We start from the raw sequence: 591 nt of genomic DNA on the forward strand, positions 1-591 counted from the left end.
TCACGGAGGAATGTGTTGAAAAAATTAAGTTTTGTTGTTCTTTTCGCTCTATTAGCAGGCTGTGTTTCTCTTCCTAAATCGGAGCAAGAGTTAAGAACAAACCACTATAAAATCGAATCTAAGTGCGCCCAAACAGACTTGTTTGAAGTATATGAAATCATTACTAAAAATACAGCTCGTTGTCATGGTGGCTCTGAAGGTACAATCGTTCCTGCAGCAGGTTCTTATATGGCACTATCTAGTGAAGATCGTATTGAAGGTTTAATTTCCAAAGATAGAACATCTGCCAAAATATCAGTCGAACACATTAACCCCGTTGCAGGTGGTTTTCTTCAACTTATCGAGCTACAAAAAACAGAATCTTGCCCAACTAATATAAAGGTTTATTTGCTTAATGATTCAACTAAGTGGAAAACGGCGACTGAATCAGTATTTAAATGGCTTGAGGGTGATAAAGATTCTTGCTTTGACTTAATGTGATACATAACAAAGCAATCAAGTACGGACTAAAAAAACTTGGCTTAGTTCGTACCTCACTAATTAAAGCCAAGCGTTTTTAGCCGCTTATTGCGGCGTTGAGGCTGTAGAATT

Annotated in this window: 1 protein-coding gene; it reads left to right on the forward strand. The window is 37.4% G+C overall.

Features of this window, described 5'->3' with window-relative positions; genetic code table 11:
• Positions 1–480 (forward strand): hypothetical protein (locus CJF42_RS26065; protein ID WP_212668877.1); only part of this gene is annotated, 480 nt, incomplete at its 5' end.
• Between the last annotated feature and the right edge of the window lie 111 nt (positions 481–591).

Source organism: Pseudoalteromonas sp. NBT06-2 (genome assembly GCF_002276045.1).
Classification (GTDB): Bacteria; Pseudomonadota; Gammaproteobacteria; order Enterobacterales; family Alteromonadaceae; genus Pseudoalteromonas.